Source organism: Chryseobacterium sp., from assembly GCF_022869225.1.
In the GTDB taxonomy this organism is placed as follows: domain Bacteria; phylum Bacteroidota; class Bacteroidia; order Flavobacteriales; family Weeksellaceae; genus Chryseobacterium.
Window position 1 is genome coordinate 3,297,911 of sequence record NZ_JALIHL010000001.1, and the last position, 25,914, is coordinate 3,323,824.

Annotated in this window: 25 protein-coding genes and 1 riboswitch; of the genes, 5 read left to right on the top strand and 20 right to left on the bottom strand. The window is 38.6% G+C overall.

The window, feature by feature from the left end; translation table 11 throughout:
• Positions 1-211: 211 nt before the first annotated feature.
• The 8 genes from tenA to MUW56_RS15500 form a co-directional block, all read right to left on the bottom strand.
• Positions 212-862 (bottom strand): thiaminase II, encoded by a 651-nt coding sequence (gene tenA / locus MUW56_RS15465; protein WP_292014018.1) that lies wholly within the window; start codon positions 860-862, stop codon positions 212-214.
• Positions 849-1,682: a bifunctional hydroxymethylpyrimidine kinase/phosphomethylpyrimidine kinase gene (gene thiD, locus MUW56_RS15470; protein ID WP_292014019.1), complete on the bottom strand. Its 834-nt coding sequence runs from the start codon at positions 1,680-1,682 to the stop codon at positions 849-851. Before thiD ends, tenA begins: the two co-directional genes overlap by 14 nt.
• Positions 1,679-2,314, bottom strand: coding sequence for a thiamine phosphate synthase (gene thiE, locus MUW56_RS15475; protein WP_292014020.1), 636 nt, complete (start codon positions 2,312-2,314; stop codon positions 1,679-1,681). Before thiE ends, thiD begins: the two co-directional genes overlap by 4 nt.
• Positions 2,311-3,108 carry a hydroxyethylthiazole kinase gene (gene thiM / locus MUW56_RS15480; RefSeq protein WP_292014021.1) on the bottom strand — a complete coding sequence of 266 codons (798 nt, stop codon included), beginning with the start codon at positions 3,106-3,108 and terminating at the stop codon, positions 2,311-2,313. The genes thiE and thiM overlap by 4 nt, the downstream gene beginning before the upstream one ends.
• A gap of 62 nt (positions 3,109-3,170) precedes the next feature.
• A riboswitch (TPP riboswitch) is annotated at positions 3,171-3,263 on the bottom strand.
• A 55-nt stretch (positions 3,264-3,318) separates the two neighbouring features.
• Positions 3,319-5,160, bottom strand: coding sequence for a carbon starvation protein A (locus tag MUW56_RS15485; RefSeq protein ID WP_292014022.1), 1,842 nt, complete (start codon positions 5,158-5,160; stop codon positions 3,319-3,321).
• 188 nt (positions 5,161-5,348) lie between these two features.
• Positions 5,349-6,380 (bottom strand): alpha/beta hydrolase, encoded by a 1,032-nt coding sequence (locus tag MUW56_RS15490; RefSeq protein WP_292014023.1) that lies wholly within the window; start codon positions 6,378-6,380, stop codon positions 5,349-5,351.
• 21 nt (positions 6,381-6,401) lie between these two features.
• Positions 6,402-6,785 (bottom strand): DUF3037 domain-containing protein, encoded by a 384-nt coding sequence (locus MUW56_RS15495; RefSeq protein WP_292014024.1) that lies wholly within the window; start codon positions 6,783-6,785, stop codon positions 6,402-6,404.
• Positions 6,772-7,545, bottom strand: coding sequence for a HipA family kinase (locus tag MUW56_RS15500; protein WP_292014025.1), 774 nt, complete (start codon positions 7,543-7,545; stop codon positions 6,772-6,774). Before MUW56_RS15500 ends, MUW56_RS15495 begins: the two co-directional genes overlap by 14 nt.
• Before the next feature lie 71 nt (positions 7,546-7,616).
• Between MUW56_RS15500 and MUW56_RS15505 the strand changes: the two genes are divergently transcribed.
• Positions 7,617-8,459, top strand: a complete 843-nt coding sequence (locus MUW56_RS15505) for a prolyl oligopeptidase family serine peptidase (RefSeq protein ID WP_292014026.1) — start codon at positions 7,617-7,619, stop codon at positions 8,457-8,459.
• A gap of 68 nt (positions 8,460-8,527) precedes the next feature.
• Positions 8,528-9,040, top strand: coding sequence for a hypothetical protein (locus MUW56_RS15510; protein WP_292014027.1), 513 nt, complete (start codon positions 8,528-8,530; stop codon positions 9,038-9,040).
• Between the two features lie 182 nt (positions 9,041-9,222).
• Here MUW56_RS15510 and MUW56_RS15515 read toward each other — a convergent pair whose 3' ends face one another.
• The 9 genes from MUW56_RS15515 to MUW56_RS15555 form a co-directional block, all read right to left on the bottom strand.
• The gene (locus MUW56_RS15515) at positions 9,223-10,047 is read right to left on the bottom strand and encodes a flavin reductase family protein (RefSeq protein WP_292014028.1); all 825 of its coding nucleotides are present in this window, start codon (positions 10,045-10,047) and stop codon (positions 9,223-9,225) included.
• 63 nt (positions 10,048-10,110) lie between these two features.
• Positions 10,111-10,518, bottom strand: coding sequence for a GxxExxY protein (locus MUW56_RS15520; RefSeq protein WP_292014029.1), 408 nt, complete (start codon positions 10,516-10,518; stop codon positions 10,111-10,113).
• Between the two features lie 33 nt (positions 10,519-10,551).
• Positions 10,552-11,799 (bottom strand): fumarylacetoacetase, encoded by a 1,248-nt coding sequence (fahA, locus tag MUW56_RS15525; protein ID WP_292014030.1) that lies wholly within the window; start codon positions 11,797-11,799, stop codon positions 10,552-10,554.
• 57 nt (positions 11,800-11,856) lie between these two features.
• Entirely contained in the window at positions 11,857-12,318 is a 462-nt protein-coding gene (locus MUW56_RS15530) for a hypothetical protein (protein WP_292014031.1), read from the bottom strand.
• Positions 12,319-12,386: 68 nt separating this feature from the next.
• Positions 12,387-13,517: a 4-hydroxyphenylpyruvate dioxygenase gene (gene hppD / locus MUW56_RS15535; protein ID WP_292014032.1), complete on the bottom strand. Its 1,131-nt coding sequence runs from the start codon at positions 13,515-13,517 to the stop codon at positions 12,387-12,389.
• A 236-nt stretch (positions 13,518-13,753) separates the two neighbouring features.
• Entirely contained in the window at positions 13,754-14,545 is a 792-nt protein-coding gene (locus MUW56_RS15540) for a hypothetical protein (RefSeq protein WP_292014033.1), read from the bottom strand.
• Between the two features lie 66 nt (positions 14,546-14,611).
• Positions 14,612-15,886, bottom strand: coding sequence for an acetyl-CoA hydrolase/transferase C-terminal domain-containing protein (locus MUW56_RS15545; RefSeq protein WP_292014034.1), 1,275 nt, complete (start codon positions 15,884-15,886; stop codon positions 14,612-14,614).
• Positions 15,887-16,104: 218 nt separating this feature from the next.
• Positions 16,105-17,616: a succinate CoA transferase gene (locus MUW56_RS15550; protein WP_292014035.1), complete on the bottom strand. Its 1,512-nt coding sequence runs from the start codon at positions 17,614-17,616 to the stop codon at positions 16,105-16,107.
• A 422-nt stretch (positions 17,617-18,038) separates the two neighbouring features.
• Complete coding sequence (locus MUW56_RS15555; protein ID WP_292014036.1) at positions 18,039-19,190, bottom strand: homogentisate 1,2-dioxygenase; 1,152 nt, start codon at positions 19,188-19,190, stop codon at positions 18,039-18,041.
• 122 nt (positions 19,191-19,312) lie between these two features.
• Here MUW56_RS15555 and MUW56_RS15560 point away from each other — a divergent pair, with 122 nt between their 5' ends.
• Positions 19,313-21,382 (top strand): TonB-dependent siderophore receptor, encoded by a 2,070-nt coding sequence (locus MUW56_RS15560; RefSeq protein ID WP_292014037.1) that lies wholly within the window; start codon positions 19,313-19,315, stop codon positions 21,380-21,382.
• Positions 21,379-21,846 (top strand): thiol:disulfide interchange protein, encoded by a 468-nt coding sequence (locus MUW56_RS15565; protein ID WP_292014038.1) that lies wholly within the window; start codon positions 21,379-21,381, stop codon positions 21,844-21,846. Before MUW56_RS15560 ends, MUW56_RS15565 begins: the two co-directional genes overlap by 4 nt.
• 1,126 nt (positions 21,847-22,972) lie before the next feature.
• Here the strand turns inward: MUW56_RS15565 and MUW56_RS15570 are convergent.
• Both MUW56_RS15570 and MUW56_RS15575 read right to left on the bottom strand, forming a co-directional pair.
• On the bottom strand, positions 22,973-23,443 hold the full coding sequence (locus MUW56_RS15570) for a cupin domain-containing protein (protein WP_292014039.1): 471 nt from the start codon (positions 23,441-23,443) through the stop codon (positions 22,973-22,975).
• 3 nt (positions 23,444-23,446) lie between these two features.
• On the bottom strand, positions 23,447-24,436 hold the full coding sequence (locus MUW56_RS15575) for an NADP-dependent oxidoreductase (RefSeq protein ID WP_292014040.1): 990 nt from the start codon (positions 24,434-24,436) through the stop codon (positions 23,447-23,449).
• A 170-nt stretch (positions 24,437-24,606) separates the two neighbouring features.
• Between MUW56_RS15575 and MUW56_RS15580 the strand changes: the two genes are divergently transcribed.
• The gene (locus MUW56_RS15580; protein ID WP_292014041.1) at positions 24,607-24,996 is read left to right on the top strand and encodes a helix-turn-helix domain-containing protein; all 390 of its coding nucleotides are present in this window, start codon (positions 24,607-24,609) and stop codon (positions 24,994-24,996) included.
• A 63-nt stretch (positions 24,997-25,059) separates the two neighbouring features.
• Here the strand turns inward: MUW56_RS15580 and MUW56_RS15585 are convergent, their stop codons facing one another.
• Positions 25,060-25,914, bottom strand: coding sequence for a glycine betaine ABC transporter substrate-binding protein (locus MUW56_RS15585; RefSeq protein ID WP_292014042.1), 855 nt, complete (start codon positions 25,912-25,914; stop codon positions 25,060-25,062).

Genomic DNA, 25,914 nt, shown 5'->3' on the forward strand with positions numbered 1-25,914 from the left:
TGCACCTGAGAAGAAAATCAAAGATTTTCAAAAACGTAAGTGTACTTACTCTGCCCAATTTTGTTTCTTAATTAACTTAAGGGTTTACTCTTTTTGCTTTATATTGATGTTAAAATATATGAATCATTTATTTGCGCTTAATAAATGGGTTTATAGTTGTTTTCTAGAAATCAATGACTTCCCTCATCAATCCTGACTATCTTTTTCTAAGCTATTTCCAGATTTTCAGTTCATAGGCAGCTTCCCAGAAGTGATATTCCATTCTGGTGGCCATGATAAAGGCTTCAGTCATTTTTTTTCTGGTCTCTTCTGTACTTTGCTGCGCTATTTTATCACAAACTGCAATAGCCTCATCCACTGCAGCGGAAAATTCATCCCCGGAATAGGTGTCGATCCATTTTTCATACGGATTGTTATCTGTATTCTGAGTACGGTAAATATAGTCTCCGACTTCCCTGTAAATCCAAAAGCAAGGCAGTACTGCTGCAACGGCAATTTCTACCGGTTCCAGGGCAGCAGTGCTTCTCAGGAAATGAATATAATGATGGCAGGCGGGCTGTAAAACACCTTTGTCTGCAACACCGAAATCTTTAAAATAAGATTCATGCAATGCATTTTCCACCACAATAGCATTTTCAGCAAAGCGCATATAGGCAAGTACATCCTGGAGATCCTGAATTTTTGCAGCAATCAGCGAGAGGGTTCTGCCGAAGTGTTCAAGATATAAAGAATCCTGAGCCATATAAAACCGGAATTTTTCCTGGGGTAAACTACCATCTGAAAGTTCTTTTATAAAAGGCATTTCCAGAATAGATTGATAATATCCTTCTATGGTTTGCCAGGTTTGTTCAGACCATTTCATTTTTAATTAATTTTTGAGGGTTAAAAAAGTGATTAAGCGGACCGTTTCCGAATCCCGTCTGTACATCCATTCCGCTTTCTATAGCCCGATAAGTATAGTGTTGGGCCAGGGAAACTGCATCATATAAGCTTTTTCCCTGTGCCAGATAGGCTGCGATCGCAGAGGAAAGGGTGCAACCTGAACCGTGCGTATTGCGGGTATTCAGTTTTTGAGTTTCAAATGCATGGAAATGGTCATGCTCATCATACAATAAAGAAGTAATTGTTGAGGTTTCCTGATGGCCGCCTTTCAGAAGTATACTTTTAGAGCCCAGCTGTTTTATTTTTTTTCCGGCAGCATATAAATCTTCAAGAGTTTCTACTTTCATACCGGCTAAAATTGCCGCTTCATCCATGTTGGGAGTAATGACATCAGCGATAGGGAAAAGTTTTTCCGTGAGGGCTTTGATGGTTTCCTCCTCAATCAGCCGGTGTCCGCTGGTGGCCACCATAACGGGATCAAATACAACCGGTATTTTTTTATATTGAGCTAATGTGGAAACAATAGTCTCTACCAGTAAAGGAGTATGAACCATTCCGATTTTAATGGCATCCGGAAAGATATCATCCAAAATGGCTTTGATCTGATCAGCTACCGCTTCTACGGGGATAGGATAGATTTTTTGTACACCTTGTGTATTCTGCACGGGCAAAGCCGTTAATACCGAAGTAGAAAAACATCCTAAGGCAGAAGCTGTTTTGATATCAGCTTGGATACCTGCACCGCCGCTTCCGTCAAAGCCGGCAATAGTTAATACTGATGGATATTTATGTTTTTTCATTTTAAAATTTCATTTTTTAATTCAAAGGCTGCTTTTTGAGGATCTGCAGCACTGCATATGGCAGAAACTACAGCAAGACAGTCTGCTCCTGCGCTGATCACTTCTTTTGCATTGTTAAGATGAATATTCCCTATGGCCACCAGCGGTTTTTCCGTAAGCTGTCTGATGGTTGCAATTCCTTCAAGACCCCATTCTGTTACAGTGTCTTTTTTGGTATCTGTTCTAAATACCGGGCTTATTCCTAGATAATCTGATGCCATGGTCTGTTCATTTTCAAGTTGAGACAGAAATTCCACGGAATATCCAATGATCTTATTTCGGATAAGAGGCTGCTGTCTAAGATAGACCGGTGAAGCATCACTGTTTCCTACATGAATTCCCGCGGCATTGACGTGTTCCGCCACTTCGATATTGTCATTAATAATAAGGGGAACATTGTATTTATCGGTAATTTCTATAAGCTGCAGTGCTTTTTGAAAGAATATATCGGTTCTGGTATTTTTTTCCCTCAGCTGGATAATATCTACTCCTCCCAGAATAGCCTGTTCCGCTACTGTAAGGAAGTTTTTTCCAATACAATCGGCCTCTGAGATCACCAGGTATAGCTGATAGGGAAAGGAAAGAGTGCTCATTTTTTCTCTATTTTTAAGACCGTTACAAATTCCTCTTCCGTAATATTGTACAGTTTATCAATCAGATGGACCTGGAGACTTCCGGGACCTTTACTTTCCTGGAAAGCCAGTTCCCCGGCTACGCCCAGTAATCCCATTGCCGCTGCTACAGCAAGTACCTTATCCTCTGCAATTCCTATAAATGCGCCTATTAATGCTGTAGCGGAACATCCAAGCCCTGTTACTTTAGTCATAAGAGGATGTCCGTTTTTAATAAAAATTTCCTGTTTTGAGCTTACAATAATATCGGTTTCACCGGAAATACAGACAATTGAATGGTATTGATTGACCAGCGTTTGTGCAGCATGCACCGCTTCATTACTCCGTGCGGTACTGTCCACCCCTTTGGTCACTGTGGTATTGGCCTTAGCGAGGGCAATAATTTCAGAAGCGTTTCCTCTGATTACAGCAGGATGAAATTGTAAAAGCCGGTGCAAAACCTGATCCCGAAAAGAAGTAGCACCTGCCCCCACAGGATCTAAAATCCAGGGTTTATTCGTTGAATGTGCAGTCTCAGCGGCTAAAAGCATAGATTCTGACCAATATTCATCAAGGGTTCCAATGTTAATGACCACTGAATGGGCAATGCCAATCATTTCCCTGATTTCAGATTTTGCATGAGACATGATCGGAGAAGCTCCGGCAGCCAAAAGAGCATTGGCTGTATTGTTCATCACGACATAATTGGTGATATTATGAACAAGAGGTGATTTTTGTTTGACAAGCTGTACCTGTTCCCAAAGAATTTTTTCCATTGTTATCTATTAAAATAAAAATAGCTTTAGGAAAAAATCCAAAACAAAAGGTACATTATTGGTAATGTAATTTTGCTTTTCCCTACGCCGGTGTCAGCCGTATCAGGTTCAAAGGGACTCTCTCAATTCTTTTCAGAATACCCCTAAAGCAAAACAAATGTATAAAAATAATCAGACCGGGCAAAAAGCAGGGCGCATTAAAAGTATCTTTTACCTTTCCACAAGCTCCTTTACCTGCTCACCGTAAAAATCGGTTTTTGTGGTAGTGATTTTTAAAAGTTCATACCATTTTCTGAAAGCTCCAATAAATACAATAAGCATCAAAACCATAGCCGTTACTGCTAAAGCGGCCAGTAAATACTGCTCTTTAGGGATATAAATGGAGGTCACCTGGATATAGCCTGCCCAGAAAGTGATTCCAGCCATAAAAACTCCCGGCACTGCTGAGCATAATGCATATTTTCCTCTGTTCATCCTGATAAGCATCGTGGTACAGACAATAAGTCCGCAGGCTGCAAGCAACTGGTTGCTGATCCCAAATAACGGCCAGATACTGCTCACATTTCCGGTATACACCAGATAGCCCCAGGCAAAAGTGAAAAGAAGGCTGCTGATTATAATTCCGGGAACCCAGTTTTTATCATTGAATTTCGGGACAACGGAGCCCAGCATTTCCTGTAGAAAAAAGCGTCCCACTCTGGTTCCTGCATCAATCGCGGTAAGGATAAATACCGCTTCAAACATAATGGCGAAGTTATACCAATAGGCCGTCAATTGATCCATATACGGGATTTTATTGAATATATGAGCCATTCCTACCGCTAAAGATACAGCACCGCCTGTTCTGCCGTGAAGGTCAATACCTATCTTTTGGGAATAATAATCAATATCAACTCCATGTAGGGAAGGATGTGCTGCAAGAAAGGCATCGTATGATTCTTTCGGAGTATTGATTGCAAAATAATCACCTGGCATTAAGGTACAGGCGGCAATCAATGCCATTAAGGCAACAAATCCCTCTACGAGCATTGCACCATATCCTACAAAAAGGATTTCCCTTTCTTTATTGAGCATTTTTGGAGTGGTTCCCGTAGCAATTACAGCATGGAACCCTGAAATCGCTCCACAGGCAATCACTATAAAGATAAAAGGCAGTACAGGGCCTCCAATGACAGGTCCACCTCCGTTGACAAAGGCTGTAAGGGCAGGCATCTGTATCGTAGGATGAATGACAATAACTCCGATGGCAAGCATGATGATTGTTCCTATTTTCAGATAGGTAGAAAGATAATCACGCGGAACCAACAGCAGCCAAACCGGTAATACGGAAGCCAGAAAGCCGTACAGGGGAATAGCAATGGAAATGGTCTTAATATCCCATGAAAATAAATGATTCATTGTTGGATTCTGCATCAGGCTATGTCCGCCAATTATTCCTGCGATTAATAGGATGCCTCCCAAGATACTGGCGAACAGAACAGAGTTCTTCTTATAGCGCATAATCAGTCCCATAATAACAGCAATAGGCATGGTAATCACCACTGTAAAAAGTGACCAGGAAGCCTCATGCATAGCATTGATGCAGGCCAGGGACAGCCCTGCCAGCGTAAGAATCAATATGAATAAAATGGCAAAACCAGCCACTGTTCCTGTTGTCTTGCCAATTTCTTTTGATGCAATAGTAGCAAGGCTTTGGCCTTTATGCCTCACTGAAGCAAACAGAACAACCATATCATGAACGCCTCCTCCCAATACACAGCCTATTAAAATCCATAATGCTCCGGGAAGATAACCAAACTGTGCGGCTAGCACTGGACCTACTAAAGGACCGGCTGCCGCGATAGCTGCAAAATGATGTCCGAAAAGGACATTTTTATTGGTGGCTACATAATCTTTACCATCTGCAAACTCTACCGCAGGAGTGGTGTGCTGATCATTCAGCCGGAGTACCTTGTCAGCCATAAAAATACCATAAACACGGTAAGCAATAGCAAAAATAAGTACCGAAACAAATATCAGGGTAAGGGCATTGAGATTGTTCATGAAATCCATATGTCTTGTTTTTTTAAGTGAATAATTAAAATGCAGGCTTTTTAATGCGAATAATTTAATTAAAAGCCAAGTTAATTATTTTATGTTTAAAAAAGACTAATATGTATATTAATCTAGCATATTTGGTTTCATGTGTATTTTAATATATTGAAATATAGATTTTTAGATTTTAATTGGGTATAGTTATCTTATTTTTTCTGTGAAACAATGAAGTCCACCATCTGATCGGTCATCTGATCAAGATAAGCTTTGTCAGTAGTTCCAAAGCCGTGGATACCGTCTTTGACTACGATCAAAGAATTCTGTATCGTAGCCCTGTTTAACTTTCTGTGAAGTTTTTTAGACTGGCTTAAAGGAACTATTTTGTCTTGATCTCCCTGGATAATTAAAGTAGGTACTGCATTGGAAATATAACTGACCGGAGATATGGTTTTTAAATATTGTATGGCATTTTCCTGGTCCTTTTGGATGTCAAATCCGGAAAGTCCCTTTACCAGGCCTTGTTGTAAACTAACAATCTTTTTTGAAATCAATCCGATCATAGCCACCGGAATTGTCCCCAATTTAGTATGAAAAAGCTTATTCAGATCAGTGGGACCATAATGATCTATGACATAATTTACCTTGGCAGAGTAGGGGGAAAGCTCAGAACTCCCTTTAAAGGTATCATCCGGAGTATAGGCAGCAAGAAGAGACAGGTGCGCTCCGGCTGAAGCCCCGAACAATCCGATATTATGGGTATCAAAATTATATTTTTCCGCATTTTTTCTGACCCATCTTACCACATCCTTGGTATCTTCTAAAGGCAGGGGAAAGTGAGTGCTGTCATTCAAAAGGGTATAATTGATACTGATTACTGCATACTGTTTTGCCGTCAGTTTTTTTATGGTACTTTCAACATAATCATCCGCTGAGATCATTTTACTGCCTTCTATCCATCCGCCACCATGTACATAGATTAGAACCGGATATTTTTCAGAAGAAAGAGTTTTGGGAGTGTAAAGATCCAATTCGAGAGGATTCCCTTTTTTATTTATTTTATATACTACATTCTCGGCAACTGTTGTTATTTCAGGAAGAAGAGTGCTTTTTACGCGTGGAGTCTGTTTTGGAATTTGTGAAAAATTTTGTGAAAAAATTAAATGGGAAGAACTTAAAAATAAAACAAAAAACAGGTTTGTAAAAAACCTGTAGATTGATATGTTTGTTGATAATTTCATAATGATTTTTTTGACGGAATGTTATTTTACTAACTCCTCAAAAAGCCTACCAAAAGTGCTATTCAGATCACTTGATTTTCCGGGGTGAGGTCTTGAAGTCTGAACAACGGAGCTTCTTACCGCTGTAAGCCATCGGAAACGTTCAGGGATATCCAGTTGTGCGATAGGGCCGCCATCTTTATTGCCTTCTGCTATTTTTTGGAAACTTTCCAGATTATGAATAATATCGTCATAATCCAGTTTGCTGTGCATCAACTTAAATTTATCGGGACACAGATAAAACTCTACTCGTATGAACTTTTCCTTTTTTGAAAACATAACGAGCCCAATGTTGAAAAATTCTTCTCTCTCAACTTTCGGAACCAGGCGTATTACCGCATATTCATATATTTTATCCTCTTGCATTTTTGGCTTCGTTTACAAAGATTTGAGAATTTTCTAACCGGGTTTTCATAAACTGAAAATAGATCTCACGGATCTCATCAGGGGTTTCATCAGCATCATTCCATTGTAACCAGTCGTCAGGGATTAAGTTGACCATATCTCTGAAAAGGGTGTCATTTAATTTTTCATGAGCAAACTGATCGGCTTCGTCCAGTTTTTTGGCTTTGGGAAGTAAAACATGGTCTTTCACATATTTGAAAGGAGTTTTGGCTGCTGCATCAAAATTCTGCCATGAATGATGGAAATAGAATGATGCTCCGTTGTCAATGATCCAAAGCTCTTTATGCCACATCAGCATATTCGTATTCTTATAAGTACGGTCAATATTGGTAATAAATGCATCCAGCCACAATATTTTTGACGCCATAAGAGGATCGACAGCAACTCCCGGATCATAGGTAATAGAACCTGAAAGATAATGCAAACCCAGATTTAAGCCTTCAGAAAATTTCAGCAGATCCTGTATCTCTTCATCAGCTTCCGTTCTGCCGAAATCGGCATCGAGGTTTATAAAGACAAGTTCCGGGAGCTTCAACCCCAGCGCTTCTGCAATTTTTCCTCCCAGGAGTTCGGAGATCAGCATTTTCACTCCATGGCCTGCACCACGGAACTTTAATACATATTTGAAATCATCATCAGCTTCTGCCAGAGCGGGGAGAGAACCTCCTTCTCTCAGGGGCAGAATGTAACGCATCACGGTTACCGTTCTTAAATTCTGCATTAAGCAAAATTAAGGTTATTTTTTGATAGTTTTTTTCATAAATTTCGATTTAAATTAATTGTATTTGTTTTATGGATTTGATTATTAAGAAAGATATACTCCTGGAAAACCCTGAAACGAAAGGTTTTCTTGCTGATGTTTATTATGGGGAAACTGGAGAAAAACTACCATTGGTGATTTTCGTTCATGGCTATAAAGGCTATAAAGATTGGGGAGCTTGGGATCTCATGGCGGAAAAGTTTGCCGGGGCAGGTTTTTTCTTTGTGAAATTTAACTTTTCCCATAACGGAACAACTTTAAATAATCCTCATCATTTTGCAGATTTGAAAGCTTTTGGGAATAATAATTATTCTAAAGAACTTTCAGATCTTGGTATTGTTATTGATCACTTTATAAAAGATTCTCATGTTGACGATCAGAAAATAGTATTGATCGGGCACAGCAGAGGAGGAGGAATCTCTATTATTAAGACTTTTGAAGATGAAAGAATCAACGGATTGATTACCCTGGCCAGTGTGGATACCTTAGAGCGCTTTCCAACAGGGGAAGCTCTTGAAAACTGGAAAAAGGAAGGGGTTTACCACGTACTAAACGGGCGTACAAACCAGGAAATGCCTCACTATTACCAGTTTTATGAGAATTATGAACAGCATATCCACCGTTTTGATGTGGAACGAGCTACAGAAATGGCCAAAGCACATATGCTGATCATTCACGGAACAACTGATGAAAGTGTAGAGGAAAAGCAGGCAGAACATCTCCATCTCCTTCATCCGGATTCTGAACTGTTTCTGATTGAAAATGCCAATCATACTTTTGGAGCTAAAGAACCATGGGAGGAAAAAAATCTGCCCAAAGATCTGAATACAGCGACTGAAAAATGTATTGAATTTATAAAAGAGAAAGTATTATAAAAGAAAATATCTGAAATAATACAGTATAAATTACGCTATAATATATTAAACGCCATATAAAATTAATTATGAAAAAACTTATGACAAGCGCATTGGCGCTATCATTGCTGGCAACAGTTATTTCTTGTAAAAAGGAAGTGAAGACAGAAACTTCTTCAGGTACCGATTCTCTAAGTACAACAATGTCTAAAGATTCGGCAGCTGCTCCTAAAACGGATTCTGCATCCACTGCCTCTCCTGCAGCAGCTTCAGATAATATCATCACTAAAAATGTCGGAAAATATCCGCATGATATTAAGTTGTTTGAAGATAAGAGCATCACAGACAGACTGAAAAAACTTGCCGGAGCCCAGTATGATGAAATGGTAAAATATTTCAATGTAGAAAGTCCTATTGTGACAGAAAACGGCATCTATAAACTCAATGGATGTAAGCAGCATGACTGTCCGGGATATTCTACCTCCATTTATTATGATGCTAAAAATGATAATTTGAATATCTCTATCGATAAAAACGGTAAGGTTACGGACTTTGCAGAGAAAGGAAAAATTAAAATATCAGAGGCTTTGAAGGCTAAATAAGGAAAGGGACCTGAAAAGGGAAGTTATTGAAATCGGAGAATGACTAGGCTGATTCTAGTAATTTTTAAGGTTCAATTATGTCAAATGACTATCAGAAATTTATTTTCAGATAATTTCTAATTTCTTTCTTCCAGTCTCTCATCTATATAAAATAAGCCTGAAACTTCAGGCTTATTTTATTTTTACTGTATTGTCAAAACTCTCCAGGCTTCTTCAATTCTGCTTTCTAAAAGTAATTTCTGGGCATTCAAATGAATGCTTTCATCCGAATGGAAATCTCCGGCAGGTAATACTTCTATATTGGCAAGCATTCCAAGGTCGTTTCCTGTAAAGATATTACTGTATTTAACAGCATCAGGTAATAAGTCAAACCCGATTCCTTTGGTTACCAAAGGTTTCGGAACTTCAAAAAGACTGTTTTCATTGCTTCTGGAATACCAGTTGCTGCCTAAACGGGCTACCATGTCCAGTTTTTTCTGATCCAGATTTCCGGATTCATTGAGGTAATCTTCTCTGATATGGATTTTCTGAACCTCACAGATAACCAGATTTCCGGCACCTCCCTGATCTCCCAACGGTTTTACTTCCAAAACCCTGCATTCAAAATTGACAGGGCATTCTTCAATCAGTTTAGGCTGTACCAGATCAGCATCTTTCATCGTCAGGCCGGATTTTATAAACTCATTGACTCCGGTTTCATATTCTGTAGAAGCTAAAGAAATCTGCTGTACAATGGGATAGTTTACCGTTCCAATAACAACTTCCGGAACTTCCAGAACATTTTCAAGGGTATGTTTCGTCGTATTATCACGGACTCTTCTCGATGGTGAAAAAATCAAAATCGGCGGAACCGTACTGAACATATTAAAAAAACTGAATGGGGATAAATTGATCGTCCCGTTTTTATCTACCGTAGAAGCTAAGGCAATCGGCCGTGGCGAAACCGCTGTCTGCATGATCGTCTGCAGCTGTACGGAGGTTATTTCGGAGGGGATTACTGTTTTCATATTTTTGATTTAACCACAAAAGGCACAAAAGTTTTTTAAGTTTAAAATCTATCTTTTTAAAGTTCAAAAAAGCATGTCGTAATATTTGTTTACAAAAGTTTCCTGTCCTTCGTGATATAGATTTTTTACGTTAAAATTGATTAAAATACCTTTAGGTTTTCTCATTAAGTTTATATAATTTAGAATTTGAGCCCGATGGATGTCATTTAATTGAACAACTGATTTAAGCTCAATAACGATTAAATCCTCAACTAAAAAGTCACAAAAGAAATCACAATCAATTTCTTTTCCTTTATAGCATACCGGAACCTTCAGCTCGGATTTAAAATGAATGTTTCTTAACCTAAGTTCTTCCTCTAAACATTTATGGTACACGCTTTCCAATAAACCGGCGCCCAGAATTTTGTGAACTTCTATGCAGGCACCGTTTATCTTATAGGTCAAATCGGTTAAATAAGACTGTGTAACCATAAATCCTTTTGTGACTTTTGTGGTTAATATTTATTAAACTGTCGGGATAATTTTACCGGAAACTTCACCGAAACCTACTCTTACCCCGTCTTTTTCAGCCCACGCTTTCATGGTAACCGTATCGTTGTCTTCGATGAATTTTCTTTCCTGGCCATCGCTTAGGGATAGAGGGTTTTGACCTCTCCATGTCAATTCCAGCATAGAACCGAAAGATTTTGGATCGCTTCCTGAAATAGTTCCGCTTGCATACATGTCGCCAACCTCAACGTTACATCCGTTTACCGTGTGATGGGCCAATTGCTGAGTCATATTCCAGTACATGTGTTTGTAGTTGCTTTGGCAGATCAGGTTTTGTTCGCCGTTTTCAGGCTGGATATAGACTTCAAGATTGATATCGTAATTTTTATCCCCTTCAAATTTCAAATAGTCTAAGACTTCAGGATCCTGTGTCGGTGAAGCCGTTCTGAAAGGTTCCAGGGCTTCCAGGGTAACGACCCACGGAGAAATAGATGAACCGAAGTTTTTGGCAAGGAATGGCCCTAGCGGAACATATTCCCAAGATTGGATATCTCTTGCAGACCAGTCGTTGAAAACGACCATTCCGAAAATAGCGTCTTCAGCTTCTTTTGTAGAAATACTTTCTCCCATCTCTGTATTTTTGTTGATGATAAAAGCCATTTCGAGTTCAAAATCCAGCTGTTTACAAGGTCCGAAAACCGGTTGGTCTGCATCAGCAGGTTTCATCTGACCTTTCGGGCGGTTGATCTCCGTACCTGAAACTACGATAGAAGATGCTCTTCCATGATACCCTACGGGTAAGTGTTTCCAGTTTGGTAATAATGCGTTAGCAGGATCACGGAACATTTTTCCAACATTGGTAGCGTGTTCAATACTGCTGTAAAAGTCTGTATAGTTCGGGATGTGTACAGGCATCATCATTTTTACTTTATCCAGATCATAGAATGCTTCTTCAATGGTTTTCTGGTCTTTTGATAAAGCCGAGCCTTCCTGTAACAGCGTCTGTATCTTTGTACGCACAGCGTTGGTAACCGGTTTCCCCAACTCGATAAATTCGTTGAGGGTATACGCTTCAAAAACATTGTCGTCCAATCCTTCAATATCATCGAAATATCCCAGATCGTACAAGGTTGCAAGATCAATTACCTGATCTCCGATTCTTGTACAGCATCCTATATATTCTTTATTAAAAACGGCGACTCCGAAAGGGATATTGTGTATAGAAAAATCCGAATGTGAGGAATAGTCTACAAATGATTTCATAAGTTTAGATTTAAGTTAGATTAAAATATCAACCTGAGAAACTCTTCCTCAAGATATTTATTTTGCCTTCTTTGAGTAAGATTCTTCATCAATCCATCGGTCTCTGGTATTGACATCAATGAGATAGAGAATATCCTTTTGTTTGGTAAGCAACAAGGTTTTGGTGACCGGCAGCGGAATTTTTTTATCTTCAAGCCTGTCTGCCCTTAAAGAAATAATATTCTTTTTCCTGATAATATCACCGCTGAAAACATTGGAACTGCTTTCGCCTGTGGCTTTATCATCGAAGACTTCTACGTAGGTAGCATTCGTTCCTTTGAAGATGATAAAATCTCTTTCCGTATGATCTGCCTCATCTTTAATGAAAACAAATTTTTTATTGTCAATATTTACGTTTTCAAGATTCTGATTGATTCCTTTTCTTTCTTCAAGTCTGTTAAGAATTTCATTCAATGTTCCATATTGTGCTTTTAAGCCTAATGTTCCAAAAAATAAAATTCCAATTAAAAATTTTCTCATATGCTGTGTTTTATAAAAAAGTTTTGCCAAGACGCTGCATCCTGACAAAACTTATATGTAATGTAAAATTAAAGATTTCCTCTTCTTTCCTGCTCTCTTTCCAATGCTTCGAACAATGCTTTGAAATTACCGGCACCGAAACTCTGTGCACCGTGTCTTTCAATGATTTCGAAGAATAGAGTAGGACGGTCTTCTACAGGCTTAGTAAAGATCTGTAACAGATACCCTTCTTCATCATGATCAATAAGTATACCTAAATCCTGAAGTTTCTTAAGATCTTCATCAATATGGCCTACTCTTTCAGGAACCATATCATAATAGGCTTCAGGAGGAGCAGAAAGGAATTCTACCCCACGTTTTTTTAATTCGCTTACGGTGTAGATGATGTCTTTTGTAGCCACAGCAATATGCTGCACCCCTTCACCTTCGTAGAAATCAAGGTACTCTTCGACCTGAGATTTCTTTTTACCTTCTGCAGGTTCATTGATCGGGAATTTTGCATATCCGTTTCCATTTGACATTACCTTAGACATCAAAGCAGAATATTCTGTATTGATCTGTTTGTCATCAAAGGAAAGGATATTAACAAATCCCATTACTTTTTCATACCATTCTACGGTAGGAATCATTCTGTTCCAGTCTACATTTCCTACACAGTGGTCTACATACAGCAACCCTGTTTCTTCAGGATTGTAGTCGCTTTCCCATTTTTCATATCCGGGCATGAAAGCTCCGTTATAATTTTTTCTTTCCACAAACATGTGAACGGTTTCTCCGTAAGTATAAATTCCGGACATTCTTACTTCACCATGCTCATCAGTTAAAGTTACAGGCTCCAAATATGGTTTTCCTCCTCTTTTCGTAGTTTCTTCGAAAGCTGCATAAGCATCATCTACCCAAAGTGCCAAAATTTTCACTCCGTCACCATGTTTTTTAACGTGCTCGCTGATAGAAGAGTCAGACGTAAGTCCGGTTGTTAATACCAGTCTTATTTTCCCTTGTTGAAGCACATAAGATGCGCGGTCTCTTACTCCTGTTTCAGGACCCGCATAGGCAACAGACTGAAAACCGAAAGCGGTTTTGTAATAATGGGCAGCCTGTTTTGCATTTCCTACATAAAACTCAATATAATCTGTACCGTTGATCGGTAAAAAATTCTCTGCTTGAGCAATTTTTTCGGCAAATGTAAGTGTTGACATATTTTCTCTTTTACTTTTATTTTATAGGAATGCAAATTACAAAAATCCTGGATATAGGAAAAACATTCAGTAGAAATCCTGGGATTTATTTAACATAAAATTAAAGAAGAGTTCACTTAAGTCCATTTAAGTTTTTTAGGCTTACCCAGGATCCGCTACTTTTGTACTACAAAAGACAAGTGAAAAAAAAATATTTCGAACATGAAAACCGCAGAAATATCTGCGGTTTTCTTATTTTACATTCTCTCAATTTTTCTGTTTAGCCTTCCGGCATCGGGATTATAATTGTCCCATATTTTCCAGGTATCATCGATCTTTCGGATAAAGTAGATCTGAGTATTCAGCTGGTTGACAAAATGTTCCTCACCGGTTTCCCCGACCTTGAACAAGAGGTTCCAGAATTCCTGGGATTCCAGTACCTTTTTATCAGGCTCGTCTGTCACAATAGTAATATCAAATACTTCATAATTGGAACGGTTGTTTTTGGTTACCAATTGAAAATCTTTGTCGCAGAGCTCTTTACTGAATAAGGAAGCTCTTTCTAAAAAAGGGGAATCGTCAAATACCAGACCTTTAAAAAGCTGGGTATTATGGCTGGGAAACTGTTTGTAAAATTCAAAAGCCGCAGCACAGTAATCATACACGATCTGGGTCAGAAACGAACGGTCATCCGACTCCTGATCTTCCTGTTTTTTACTTCTTATAAATAGAATATAATCATTAAGGTCCTTATATCCCAGAAAGATACAGATCTTATCCAGGGTTTTTAAAAATCTCAGATCGCTATGCGTTTTATCCTGATAATCATTTTCAAAAAAACGCTGTAAGGTAACATGTGAAATCGTATTTCCTATTTCAAATTTTCTTCCGCCCTTCAATTCTTCTGCTTCAGATAATTCTTCTTTAATAATTTCGGAAAGAATAATATAATGGCTTCTCTTCCATTCATTCACATTCCCCAAAACAGAATTCCTTACTTTTGAATGCTTTACAACTTCTTCTCTTATCGAATTATATATAGTTTTCAATTTCCTTGTTTTAGAAAGAATTTTATCAAAAATACTGCCAAAGCAGTTCTATAAAAGCTTTGATTATTAATGTTTAAACCTTTCGAAAGCTGCTCTTTCCAGCATTTCTCTGTCATCAGGATGGGCAATGCTGATGAGCTCCTGGGCTCTCTGACGAAGATTTTTACCATACAGATAAGCTGTTCCGTATTCTGTAACAACATAGTGGATATGGCCTCTTGTAGTCACTACTCCTGCGCCTTGTTTAAGGTAAGGAACAATTCTTGAGATCCCTTTTTTTGTTCTTGATGTAATGGCAATGATTGGTTTTCCATCCTCACCTAATGCAGCGCCCCTCATGAAATCCATCTGTCCTCCGATACCGCTGTATTGTAAAGTTCCGATAGAATCTGCACATACCTGGCCGGTAAGGTCAATTTCAATGGCTGAATTGATAGCCACCATTTTTTTGTTTTTCATAATATTGATCGGGAAGTTGACCTCACTTACATCTCTGAAGGCAAACACCGTGTTGTCATCTACATAATCATACAGTTTTCTGGTTCCGAAGCAGAAACTTGTAATGGTTTTATTGTCGTTATACCCTTTGTATTTATTGTTGATCACATCATTTTGAATCAGATCAATGACCCCGTCACTCAGCATTTCTGTGTGAATTCCCAGATCTTTGTGGTTGGTAAGGCATTTTAAAACAGCATCAGGAATCGTTCCGATACCCATCTGAAGGGTAGACCTGTCTTCAATAAGCTCTGCTACATTTTTTCCTACCAGCATTTCTTCAGGGCCTACCTTTGAGCCATAATCTACGGTAGGAAGTTCTTCTTCGTGCCAAACCAGTTTATGAATTCTGGTGATGTGGATCATTCCGTCTCCATGGGTTCTGGGCATTCTCGGATTGACAATCGCAACGATGATCTTAGCGGTATCTACAGCCGATCTTGCGATGTCTACAGAAGTTCCCAATGTACAGAAACCATGTCTGTCGGGAGGAGACACCGTGATCAGGGCCACATCCAACGGAAGGATATTTTTCCTGAATAAAATAGGGATTTCACTTAAAAATACCGGAACAAAATCTCCTCTCTCAGAGTTTACAGCATCTCGTACAGGAGTGGATACAAATAAAGAGTTGACAAAAAAACTGTCCTTGTACTGAGGTTTTGCTATTTCAACATTCCCCTGTTGCGTAATGGAAACCATTTCTACATTTTCCAGCCGGTGAGACTGTCTTGCCAGTTCATCAATCAGGTAATTTGGAGTGCATGCACTTCCATGGAAAAATACACGGTTTCCGCTTTTTATTGTATATATCGCTTCTTCTGCGCTTATGTAATTTTGCATACCTTCTTTTTTAATAATAGTTTATGACCGGTGCCGATATTATTTTTTTACATAAAAATACCTATCTTCTTTCAAAGATAATATTTATAGCCTTTACTTATTCTAAATATTGCAGGGATATTAAGAGACATTTATCATATTGAATGAACCCGGGACTCTTTAAAAATAAAGGACCCAATGCATTGCATGCGGTCCTTTTATTATGGTAATGAAAATTTTTAAATGGAAACTTCGATTTCTGTTTTCTGTTTCATGCTTCCTGTTTCAGAGAACCGCAGATGCCAGCTGAATGCTTCTTCGAGTAAATGGGGAGTATGCCCTCCTCTTTCACATGCTCTGTCGAAATAGGATTGCAGTTCTTCCTTGTAATCAGGATGAACGCAGTTGTCAATGATTTTCTGTGCTCTTTCTCTTGGTGCCAATCCTCTTAAATCAGCCAATCCGATATCCGTTACCAAGATATCAACATCATGCTCTGTATGATCCGTGTGAGACACCATGGGAAGGACATGGGAAATGTTGTTGCCTTTTGAAGCTGCCTGTGTCACAAAAATACTTAAATAGGCGTTTCTTGCAAAGTCTCCGGAACCTCCGATTCCGTTCATGATTTTTGTTCCTCCGATATGAGTGGAGTTTACATTTCCGTAAATATCAAATTCGATAGCGGTATTGATCGCTATTACTCCTAACCTTCTGATCAGTCCGGGAGTATTGGAAATATTCTGAGGTCTTAAAACAAATTTCTCTCTATATTTTGAGAGGTTTCCCAAAACTCTTTCATAGCATTCCTTAGAAACGGTGATTGAGGATGCAGAAGCAAAACTTAATTTACCGGAATCAATCAGATCGAATGTGCTGTCCTGAAGCACTTCAGAAAACATGGTCAGGTCATAAAAGTTACTATCCTTGAATCCTGTAAGAACGGCATTGGCAACTTTACCGATACCCGCCTGAAGGGGAAGTAACCGGTCTGTAAGACGTCCTAAAAGAACCTCATTTTCAAAGAAACCGAGAAGATGTTGGGCAATAGCTGTTGTCTTTTCGTCCGGCTCTGCAATATCTGCAGGGCTGTCCTTAAGATGGGTAAAAACAATGGCTTCAATTTTATTGGGATCGACCGGAATACTTTTTCTGCCGATTTTGTTCCACGGAGCCACGATTGGAATAACATTTCTGTATGGGTAATCCTCTGCCTGGTAAATATCATGAATCCCATAGACTTCCTCAGGAACTTCCGTATTGATTTCGATAATGATTTTTTTAGCCAGAGCTGCAAAAGTTACAGAATTACCTACAGAAGTGGTGGGTACAATACTTCCGTCTCTTTCAATATAGGCTGCTTCAATAACAGCGACGTCAATACTCTGCAGGTTTTTAGTATGAAGAAGCTCCGCACTTTCGCTTAAATGCTGGTCGATGAAGAGAATTTCACCTTTATTGATCTTATTCCTTAAAATCGGATCTACCTGAAATGGCATCCTTTTCCTTAATACATTGGCTTCTGCCAGTTTTCCGTCGGTGCCGTGCCCCAGTGAAGCACCGGTCATCAAAGTGACTTTGAGGTCTTCGGTTTTTCCTCTTTCTGCAAGTGCAGGCAAAATAGCTTTGCTGTCACCTGCTTTCGTAAAGCCGCTTGATCCTACGATCATACCGTCTTTAATGATTTTTACAGCGTTTTCTGCTGTGGTTACTTTTTGGTGTAGACTTTCTAATCTGATTCTTTCTAACATGTAATATTGATTTTGTTTTAAACCACCATTACTTAGGATGCGTTATGAAAAATAATGATGGTTAAATATGGTAACCATACCTCACAAATTTACGAAAAAAGACGCTTTAAATAAAGGATTTAAAGCGTCTTTTGTATGTATTCAGTAATACTTTTTATTTGCACCTGTTTAGGCTCTTTACTATTAAATAGATCTATGAGAATTTTTAACCATAAAAATCATAAAGATATATGTTTAAACACTATAGTTCACTTAAGGAAGTCAACAATAATGCTGTATAAAGTTCTTAAAAGAAAATCTTCCATTTTCAAAAACTTAAGTGCTCTTTTTTGTCAAATAACATTCACCTTATAAGACTTAAGTGTTTAAATCTTTTGTGATTGATAGTAAACGGTTAAAACTGTTTTAATTCTAAGAATAAACTATTCCAGCCATGAGGTTTTATAGGATGGATCTTCCACTTTTAAAGCTTCTTCCGTAATTTTTAAAGGACGGAAAGGATCTACCATGACCGCATATTCTTCCGTGAATTTTTTACCGATACTTCTTTCCATAGCACCAGGATGAGGTCCATGTACGATTCCTCCAGGGTGAAGGGTAAAGTCCATCAGGTCGATGTGGTTACGGCTCATAAAGTCACCTTCCGTATAGAACAATACCTCATCAGAATCGATATTCGAGTGGTTGTAAGGTGCCGGAATAGCCTGTGGATGGTAATCATACATTCTTGCACAGAATGAGCAGACTACGAAATTGTGTCCTTCAAAGTTCTGGTGAACCGGTGGCGGTTGGTGAATTCTTCCGGTGATCGGTTCGAAGTTTTTAATATTGAATTTATAAGGATAAAAATAGCCGTCCCAGCCTACCACATCAAACGGATGCGTTGCATAGATGAAGTCTGTGATCTGGTTTTCTTTTTTTACTTTGATTAAAAATTCTCCTTTTTCATCTTTGGGCTCCACGAAAGAAGGAGTGATAATATCCCTTTCGCAGAATGGGGAATGCTCTAAAAGCTGTCCGAATTCGTTTCTGTATCTTTTGGGAGTGTAAATAGGAGAGTGGCTTTCCAGTACGAAAAATACAGGGTTTTCCGACTTCAGCTCTACCTGGTAAATTGTTCCTCTCGGAATAATAAGATAGTCACCGGTCACAAACTCAAGATTTCCTACAAATGTCTTTAAGGTTCCTGTTCCTTCATGAACGTATAAAAGCTCATCACATTCAGCATTTTTGTAAAAATAATCCATTGATTTTCTTGGCTTTGCCAATCCCATTTTCAAATCGTTATTCATCAAAAGAATCTTCCGGCTGTCCATAAAATCGTCTTCCGGAGCAACGTTCATTCCTTTAAACATTCTTGGGGTCACATTTTTTTCAACCGCAATTTTAGGGGTCACATCTTTCGGTTCTCCGATTGATTTTATCTGTGTAGGACGGTGAATGTGGTATAACAAAGACGAAATCCCATGAAAGCCTTCTGTACCGAAAAGCTGTTCATAATAAAATTTATCTTCCGGAGACTTAAAGATGGTATGCCTTTTTGGTGGGATATTTCCCGCTAGATGATATCTCATTTTACTTTCATATGTAGTTTCTCAAATTTAATCATTTTTCACGAATTGATCTGTATCAATATTTGCTATCGTGTTTCGTGTTTCAAAAATAATTGTTAGTTTTGTCTAACAATTTTAATTTCATGAAGCGAATATTATTCTCTATTACTTTATTATCATCCTATTGTTTTTCACAGGAGACGGACAGCCTGAGCCTTTATCAAAGCAAAAACATCGATTCAGCCAGAGTTTCCAAAAAAGAAATCAAGACAAGCCATATTGAAGATGTTGTGGTTACAGGAACTATAAAACCGATGAGCAGATCAAAAAGCCCGGTAGCCGTAGAGATCTACAGCCAGAAATTTTTCCAGAAAAATCCAACACCGAGTATTTTTGAGGCGATCGCCATGGTAAACGGTGTAAAGCCTCAGCTGAACTGTTCTGTCTGCAATACCGGAGATATTCATATCAACGGGCTGGAAGGTCCTTATACCATGATTTTGATTGACGGCATGCCCATTGTAAGTTCTCTTTCCACGGTGTACGGCCTGAGCGGGATCCCAAATAGCCTGGTAGACAGAATTGAAGTGGTGAAAGGCCCCGCTTCTTCCATTTATGGTTCTGAAGCGATGGGAGGCGTTATCAATATCATTACCAAGAATGCCCTGACAGCGCCCCAATTAAGCGTAGATATGATGACCAGCACATGGAGTGAAAATAATCTTGATCTTTCCACGAAGTTCAATGTGGGAAAAAAGGCCGCCTCATTATTAAGCTTAAATTATTTCAGCTTTCAGGAAAAAATAGATCAAAATAAAGATAACTTCACCGATACCACTTTACAGAGCAGGATTTCAGTTTTTAACAAATGGAACTTTAAGAGAAAGGACAACCGGCAGGCCAGTTTTGCGATGAGGTATCTCTATGAAGACCGTTTCGGAGGAGAAATGCAGTGGGATAAATCTTTCCGGGGCAGTGATGAGGTATACGGAGAAAGTATTTATACCAATCGGGCTGAAATTTTCGGATTGTATGAATGGCCTGTGAAAGAGCATATCGTTACACAGTTTTCTTACAACTATCATGATCAGAACTCATTTTACGGATCGAATCCGTTTAATGCGGCTCAAAAGGTAGCTTTTATACAGACCTATTGGGACCGAAGTTTCGGAAAGCATGATCTCACGGCAGGGCTTACTTTCAAAAGAACTTTTTACGATGACAATACACCGGGAACATTGGCTTCAGACGGGATAACCAATGCCCCGATGAAATCTCCGATCTGGGGAGCATTTATTCAGGATCAGTGGGAGATCAATGATAAAAATACGTTGTTGCTTGGATATCGGTATGATTATGATAAAGTGCATCATTCCGTTCATTCACCAAGATTCGCATGGAAGTTCTCACCGAATCCTTACCATACGTTACGTTTCAATTTCGGAACAGGATTCAGAGTTGTCAATTTATTTACGGAAGATCACGCAGCCCTGACAGGTTCGAGGGAAGTGGTGGTAAAATCAGACCTCAAGCCGGAAAGATCGGTCAATGGGAATTTAAATTATATCTGGAAAATTCCTGTAGGAAGCCGTTTGCTGAATCTTGATGCGTCTGCCTTCTATACTTATTTCAGTAATAAAATCGTTGGTGATTTTGATTCCGATCCCAATAAAATTATTTACGATAACCTTCACGGCTATGGAATCTCAAGAGGAGCTTCACTGAATGTGGATTTCACGTTTCAGTTTCCTTTAAGCGTAAATCTGGGAGTCACGTATCTTGATGTTTACCAGAAATATGATAATGAAAGTCAAAAGACACAGCAGCTACATGCTCCAAAATGGAGTGGAACCTATAATCTGACCTATAAATTTCCAAACAATCTGACCGTAGATTTTACCGGACAGTTTTATGGACCGATGAGGCTTCCTGTTTTGGTGAATGACTACCGTCCCGAATATTCGCCCTTCTATTCTTTGGCTAATATCCAGGTTTCAAAAGGTTTTAAATCAGGATTTGAAGTGTATTGCGGCATTAAAAATTTATTCAACTTTACTCCTAAAGATCCTCTGATGAGGCCATTTGACCCGTTTGATAAACATGCTGACGATCCTGTCAGCAATCCTAACCACTATACTTTCGATACAGCATACGGCTATGCTCCGATGCAGCGTATCAGGGGATTCCTGGGAGTGAAATATATTTTGAAATGAAAAAAATAGCTTTATTTTTAATGGTAGTGCCCTGTTTTTATCTGTCTCAGATGAAGACGGGCACTTTTTCTGAACTGGAGGCTTTGCAACATAAAGATCCTAGACCTGTCGTCATCCACCTTTACACAGATTGGTGTGCTGTCTGTAAGATTGAATCTTTTCTTTTGAATAAGGATGAAAAACTAGTGAGTATGATGAACGAGCATTTTTATCTGATTAATTTTGAAGCGGAGAAAACAAGAGAAAAAATCCGTTTTCAGAATCAGGAATTTGAATATCTGCCGAATGGAAATTCCGGGATTCATGAACTGGCACTGGCTTTATCAAAGAATAAAAACCAGCCTGTTTATCCTTTATGGATTTTCCTGGATAAGAACCAAAATCTGGTATACTATCACGAAGGGAAAATTACTCCTGAAAAAATGAAGCAGAAGCTGATGGAGATTTCTGCTTATGATAAATGAATTTTGTTGGTAAACGCAAAGTTGTTTTTCTTTAAATGCTTTTTAAGTCACAAGGATTTTATCTTTGATAAAATTGAATACTGCTTATATATTTTATTTCGCGCAGATTACCCAGATTTCATAAATGGTTGTATAAAATCTGCATAATCGCTAGATCTGCGTTAGTCTTTATCTTCATCTGTGACATTTGTGTGATCCCTGAGAAATTTTTTTAATCTTAGATTTCTGCATCTATTGGGAAACGCAAAGGCGCGAGGTTATTTTTTTGGAGCTATTTTTAAGGCGCAAGGATTTTATCTGCGATAAAATTGTATGATGTATATTTATTTCGCGCAGATTCCCCAGATTTCATAAATGGTTGTATAAAATCTGCATAATCGCGAGACCTGCGTTAGTCTTTATCTTCATCTGTGACATTTGTGCGATCCCTGAGAAATTTTTTAATCTTATATTTCTGCATCTATTGGGAAACGCAAAGGCGCGAGGTTATTTTTTTTGGAGCTATTTTTAAGGCGCAAGGATTTTATCTGCGATAAAATTGTATGATGTATATTTATTTCGCGCAGATTCCCCAGATTTCATAAATGGTTGTATAAAATCTGCATAATCGCTAGATCTGCGTTAGTCTTTATCTTCATCTGTGACATTTGTGTGATCCGTGGGAAATTTTTTAATCTTATATTTCTGCATCTATCGGGAAACGCAAAGGCGCGAGGTTATTTTTTTGGAGCTATTTTTAAGGCGCAAGGATTTTATCTGCGATAAAATTGTATGATGTATATTTATTTCGCGCAGATTACCCAGATTTCATAAATGGTTGTATAAAATCTGCATAATCGCTAGATCTGCGTAGTCTTTATCTTCATCTGTGACATTTGTGTGATCCGTGGGAAATTTTTAATCTTATATTTCTGCATCTATCGGGAAACGCAAAGGCGCGAGGTTATTTTTTTGGAGCTATTTTTAAGGCGCAAGGATTTTATCTGCGATAAAATTGTATGATGTATATTTATTTCGCGCAGATTCCCCAGATTTCATAAATGGTTGTATAAAATCTGCATAATCGCTAGATCTGCGTTAGTCTTTATCTTCATCTGTGACATTTGTGCGATCCCTGAGAAATTTTTTATATCCCCGCATCTATCAACACAGCCAGCTGAATGCACGGTTCATCAGAACGGTTGCTCCATGCATGATTCGTTCCTCTCTGAATGACGATGTCTCCAGGTTTTAGAAGGGTTTCTCCTTCTTCCATAATCAGGTGAAGTTCACCGGAAAGAATGATGATGTAGTCTAATGTCGGGGTCTGATGCATCATCGGATGAGGCTTTCCAGGTTTACGATCTACTCCGAGATCTTTATCCGGCGGAATAACTACATACCGGAAACAAGTTCCGTTTTTAGGAGTTTGCGGAAACCCGGTATTGGGAATTGGGGTTTCAGAATCTAAACTGGCGGGTGTTTTTTGTGTATTCCAGATATCTGAAATAATGAGTCCCGGGAAATGTTCCACGGCATTTTCTGCCTGCTGGTCTTCAATAATGATGGATTTTCCGTCTTTGATCCCTGTTACGATACGTCTTGGTATTTTGTTCATAGATTAATGGTTCATGATAAGTTTGTGACCTTGGGTCTGGTTGTTTTTGAGAATGGAATGTGCCTGCAAAACAGTTTCCAGCGAAAGATCTCCTACGACTTTATATTGAGGTGGAGCAATGGTTCCGGTTTCAATACGTTCTGAGATTTCTTCTAAGCTGTTTTTGTAGTAATCATATTTTTTAATCATGCTGTAGGTATAATTGGAAATATTCATGATCAGGCTTCCTTTGTTGAAAAGGAGTTCATGAGCATTTTTAGTGAGTAAGGCGGTCACATCCACATACGTTCCATTGATGTTTAAAACTTCAGCAGTGACTTCAGCCATACCATTTCCTACGAGGTCAATTCCGATATCAAAGGGGCGGTCATGATTGGCTTTTAAAATGTTTTCGATGAGATTTTCTTCTTTGTAATGGACGATCTGATCACTTTTCAATCCCATATTCAGCAGTATCTGCCTGTTTTCTTCACTACCGACAGTTGCTGTGATCTGCCGGATATTGTCTGCCAGCAACAGTTTGATCAGAAATGAACCGACACCTCCGGTTGCCCCGGTTATAAGGATCGTCTGCTCCGGTTGTAATTTCAAACGTTTAAAGATTTGTAAAGAAGTTAAGCCAACCGATGGAATGGAAGCTGCCTGTTCAAAAGAAATATTCTTTGGTTTAAAGGAAACAATAGCTTCAGGAACCGCAATGTATTCAGCGTAAGTGCCGTTGCTTCCCATGGAACCGCTGCCACAATAAACTTCATCTCCGATGTTGAATTCTGTAACTTCTGAACCTTTATCAACTACAATTCCTGACAATTCTCTTCCTAATATCGGGGAACTGATCAGTTTTCGTTCAAGCTCGTTTTCCAGCATCTGGTAATCGATGGGATTGAAACCGCTTGCTTTAATCCGGATTAAAACTTCATTGCCTTTGGGTTCAGGCTGTTCGGTAATCCCATTTTCCAGCTCTCCGTTTTTATTTAAAATAACTGCTTTCATATGTTGATATTTATTTTTTCAAAAGTCATATACAATCGCACTATTTTCATCGGTATTTGATAAATCACGGCGATTTCATACTGTTAATTTGATACACAAATGTAAAGAGGGAATAGTTTATATTTGCTACTGGTTAACTAATGGTAACTAGTTACCTTCATGAAACTATTATGGCAAAAATCATTGAAAACGGCATAGAAAGAGAAGCGAGCTGTACAGAAGAATTGTTCGCTATGCGCGACAGCCTGGATGTACTGGGTGGAAAATGGAAACTGATGATCTTACGTTATCTGACGAACAGACCTGATCAAAAGATTCATTTTAAAAAGCTGGAACGAAGTATTGAAGGAATTTCTGCTAAAATGCTGAGCAAAGAATTGAAAGAGCTGGAAACCAATCTCCTGATTACAAGGACTATTCAGGATACAAAGCCGATTACTGTAACGTATGCCGTGACGGAATATGGGAAATCTGTATTTCCTGTGACAGAAACTTTGGTTAATTGGGGTATCCTTCATCGGGAGAAAATCAAAGAATCAATGAATACTTTTGATATATAGATAAAAAAATCCTCAGACTCGTATAGAGTTGAGGATTTTTTTAATACCAAATTGTATTGTTTATTAATTTTTATCTAACCATAATTGTATCAGTTCAGAATGTTCTTCCACCCATTCTTTAGCGGTGGCTTCTTTATTTTTACTCTGTTCCATTTTCATTAAAAGATCAGCCATATTTTCATCATCAAAATGGAGTTTAGAAAAGAATTTTGCCAATTCCGGATGGTCTTTGCCAAAGCTTTTTCGGGCATACGTTTTAATCTGTTCAGCTTCACCAAATATCTTTTTGGGATCGTTGAGAAACTTAAGCTTCATTTTACTAAACATCCAGTGGGGCTGCCATCCTGTTACCACAATCCATTGTTTACGTTGTATGGCATTCTGTAATTCGGTGATCATGGCAATGGTAGAGGAGTTGATCTGTTTGTAATCCAGTTTATAATCAATAATCGCTTGATCTGTTTCGTACGTCAGTCCTGCACCTTTCTCAATTCCAATGATCCTTTGATTGAATTGATCCTTATGTTGGTTAAGTTCTTCAATAGAGTTAACAGGAACGTATTCCGGAACTACCAATCCTATACGGCCGTTGTCGTAATTGGTGCCAATATGAGCTAATCCCGGAAATTTAGCCAGTTTTTTAGCATGGGTGTAAGGGAGCCAGACTCCCATGAAAAGGTCTGTATCTTCATTGTTCATTGAAGCCAGAATCATATCCGTAGAAGCTTTTTGAATAATGACATGATATCCCTGCTGGTCCAGAATAGCTTTAGCAACATGGGTCATCGCAACATCTTCCGCCCAGCCGTCTACCATTCCTATGGTGATGTATTTAGAGTTTTTTATATTTCCACACGAATTTAATGTAGCAAATGCCACTATTAAAATGGAAAAAAATAGATATTTTAACTGCTTCAT

What these genes read in the sequence shown, in the direction of transcription:
- tenA (WP_292014018.1), bottom strand. Translation starts at nt 862, where the DNA reads ATGAAATGGTCTGAACAAACCTGGCAAACCATAGAAGGATATTATCAA.
- thiD (WP_292014019.1), bottom strand. Translation starts at nt 1,682, where the DNA reads ATGAAAAAACATAAATATCCATCAGTATTAACTATTGCCGGCTTTGAC.
- thiE (WP_292014020.1), bottom strand. Translation starts at nt 2,314, where the DNA reads ATGAGCACTCTTTCCTTTCCCTATCAGCTATACCTGGTGATCTCAGAG.
- thiM (WP_292014021.1), bottom strand. Translation starts at nt 3,108, where the DNA reads ATGGAAAAAATTCTTTGGGAACAGGTACAGCTTGTCAAACAAAAATCA.
- MUW56_RS15485 (WP_292014022.1), bottom strand. Translation starts at nt 5,160, where the DNA reads ATGGATTTCATGAACAATCTCAATGCCCTTACCCTGATATTTGTTTCG.
- MUW56_RS15490 (WP_292014023.1), bottom strand. Translation starts at nt 6,380, where the DNA reads ATGAAATTATCAACAAACATATCAATCTACAGGTTTTTTACAAACCTG.
- MUW56_RS15495 (WP_292014024.1), bottom strand. Translation starts at nt 6,785, where the DNA reads ATGCAAGAGGATAAAATATATGAATATGCGGTAATACGCCTGGTTCCG.
- MUW56_RS15500 (WP_292014025.1), bottom strand. Translation starts at nt 7,545, where the DNA reads ATGCAGAATTTAAGAACGGTAACCGTGATGCGTTACATTCTGCCCCTG.
- MUW56_RS15505 (WP_292014026.1), top strand. Translation starts at nt 7,617, where the DNA reads ATGGATTTGATTATTAAGAAAGATATACTCCTGGAAAACCCTGAAACG.
- MUW56_RS15510 (WP_292014027.1), top strand. Translation starts at nt 8,528, where the DNA reads ATGAAAAAACTTATGACAAGCGCATTGGCGCTATCATTGCTGGCAACA.
- MUW56_RS15515 (WP_292014028.1), bottom strand. Translation starts at nt 10,047, where the DNA reads ATGAAAACAGTAATCCCCTCCGAAATAACCTCCGTACAGCTGCAGACG.
- MUW56_RS15520 (WP_292014029.1), bottom strand. Translation starts at nt 10,518, where the DNA reads ATGGTTACACAGTCTTATTTAACCGATTTGACCTATAAGATAAACGGT.
- fahA (WP_292014030.1), bottom strand. Translation starts at nt 11,799, where the DNA reads ATGAAATCATTTGTAGACTATTCCTCACATTCGGATTTTTCTATACAC.
- MUW56_RS15530 (WP_292014031.1), bottom strand. Translation starts at nt 12,318, where the DNA reads ATGAGAAAATTTTTAATTGGAATTTTATTTTTTGGAACATTAGGCTTA.
- hppD (WP_292014032.1), bottom strand. Translation starts at nt 13,517, where the DNA reads ATGTCAACACTTACATTTGCCGAAAAAATTGCTCAAGCAGAGAATTTT.
- MUW56_RS15545 (WP_292014034.1), bottom strand. Translation starts at nt 15,886, where the DNA reads ATGCAAAATTACATAAGCGCAGAAGAAGCGATATATACAATAAAAAGC.
- MUW56_RS15550 (WP_292014035.1), bottom strand. Translation starts at nt 17,616, where the DNA reads ATGTTAGAAAGAATCAGATTAGAAAGTCTACACCAAAAAGTAACCACA.
- MUW56_RS15555 (WP_292014036.1), bottom strand. Translation starts at nt 19,190, where the DNA reads ATGAGATATCATCTAGCGGGAAATATCCCACCAAAAAGGCATACCATC.
- MUW56_RS15560 (WP_292014037.1), top strand. Translation starts at nt 19,313, where the DNA reads ATGAAGCGAATATTATTCTCTATTACTTTATTATCATCCTATTGTTTT.
- MUW56_RS15565 (WP_292014038.1), top strand. Translation starts at nt 21,379, where the DNA reads ATGAAAAAAATAGCTTTATTTTTAATGGTAGTGCCCTGTTTTTATCTG.
- MUW56_RS15570 (WP_292014039.1), bottom strand. Translation starts at nt 23,443, where the DNA reads ATGAACAAAATACCAAGACGTATCGTAACAGGGATCAAAGACGGAAAA.
- MUW56_RS15575 (WP_292014040.1), bottom strand. Translation starts at nt 24,436, where the DNA reads ATGAAAGCAGTTATTTTAAATAAAAACGGAGAGCTGGAAAATGGGATT.
- MUW56_RS15580 (WP_292014041.1), top strand. Translation starts at nt 24,607, where the DNA reads ATGGCAAAAATCATTGAAAACGGCATAGAAAGAGAAGCGAGCTGTACA.
- MUW56_RS15585 (WP_292014042.1), bottom strand. Translation starts at nt 25,914, where the DNA reads ATGAAGCAGTTAAAATATCTATTTTTTTCCATTTTAATAGTGGCATTT.